This window comes from Staphylococcus sp. GW821-FHT11H10 (assembly GCF_058807855.1).
In genome coordinates this window covers 1-1,795 of the sequence record NZ_JBXARC010000049.1, presented here as the reverse complement: position 1 = coordinate 1,795, position 1,795 = coordinate 1, and the positions used below count along the sequence as shown (strand labels likewise).

Here is a 1,795-nt window from a genome sequence, read left to right as displayed (position 1 = left end):
GTTGGCTCGCTTTCTTAGGGGACAGCTTCAGCCTGTAGTCTTCAGCTTGTCCTGTTCCCTCAAGAGTCTCGCCAAAATACTTTGTATTTATATGTAATTTTACATTGTAATACTTTAAAAAAATAAAGCACTTTCGTATAATTTAATAAACATCACTAAACTAAATTAACGAGGTGCCTTATGTATAAAAATTATAACATGACTCAACTTACTCTACCAATGGAAACTTCAGTTCTTATCCCCACAAATGATATTTCACGACATGTAAATGATATTGTTGAAACAATTCCTGACAATGAATTCGACGAATTCAGACATCACCGTGGTGCAACTTCGTACCATCCTAAAATGATGTTAAAAGTGATTCTATATGCCTACACACAATCTGTATTCTCAGGTCGTAAAATAGAAAAAATGCTTAATGATAGCATCCGAATGATGTGGCTATCACAAAATCAAAAACCTTCTTATAAAACAATTAATCGATTTAGAGTAAATCCAAAAGTAGATGCTTTATTAGAATCTTTATTTATTCAATTTTACAGTCAGTGTGTAAAACAAAATCTTATAGATGATAAAGCTATTTTTATTGATGGTACAAAAATTGAAGCAAATGCCAATCGATATACATTTGTATGGAAAAAGAGTATTCAAAACCATGAATCAAAGATGAATGAGGATTCTAAAGCCCTCTACCATGAATTGGTAACCAATAAAATCATACCGGAAATTAAAGAAGATCATGATAATGAATTAACAAAAGAAGAAATAGATTTGATTGGTAGTCACTTAGATAAAGAAATCGAAGATTTAAACCAACATATCAACAATGAAAAATGTACTAAAACAAGAAAACAAATACGTCTCAAAAGAACTAAAATCAAAAAATACAAAAAGCAAATCAATGATTATTTTGAGCGAAAGTATCGATACGAATTTCAAAAATCTATTTTAAAGGATAGAAATAGTTATTCTAAGACAGATCATGATGCGACATTTATGAGAATGAAAGAAGATCACATGAAAAATGGACAACTTAAGCCAGGGTATAATTTACAAATAGCGACAAATTCCCAATTTGTTTTATCTTATAATGTGTATCAAAATCCAACGGATACTAGAACGATGATTCCATTTTTAAATTCAATTCAAGAGACCTACGGTCATTTACCTGAATATATTGTAGCTGATGCAGGTTATGGTAGTGAATCAAATTATAAGGCAATTATAGATGACTTTAATCGAACGCCACTCATAACATATGGAATGTTTATAAAAGATAAAACTAAAAAATATAAAAGTGACATCTTTAATACTCAAAATTGGAACTATGACGAAATTAATGACGAATTCATTTGTCCGAATAATAAACGGCTAGGTTTTAAAAGATATGCCTATCGTCATGATAAGTATGGTTATAAGCGAGACTTCAAATTATATGAATGTGATGATTGTTCAGAATGTCCTCTGAAAAATCAATGTATGAACTTCAATTCAAAAACAAACAAAAAAATAATGAAGAATTATAACTGGGAATATTTTAAATCCCAAATTAACAAAAAGCTTTCAGAACCAGAAACAAAAAATATCTACAGTCAAAGAAAAATTGATGTGGAACCTGTTTTTGGATTTATGAAGGCTATTTTGGGTTTCACTCGGATGTCTGTCCGAGGACTCAATAAAGTCAAAAGAGAACTTGGTTTTGTATTAATGGCACTTAATATAAGAAAAGTAGTAGCTCAACGAGCTGAAAATAATCAAAAAATTTATAAAAAAGACAATTTCTATATTATTT

1 protein-coding gene is annotated in these 1,795 nt (G+C 29.6%); it reads left to right on the top strand.

What is annotated here, in order from left to right:
* Window positions 1-180: 180 nt before the first annotated feature.
* A partial coding sequence (locus AC1RRU_RS12540) for an IS1182 family transposase (protein ID WP_053027740.1) occupies window positions 181-1,795 on the top strand: 1,615 nt, incomplete at its 3' end.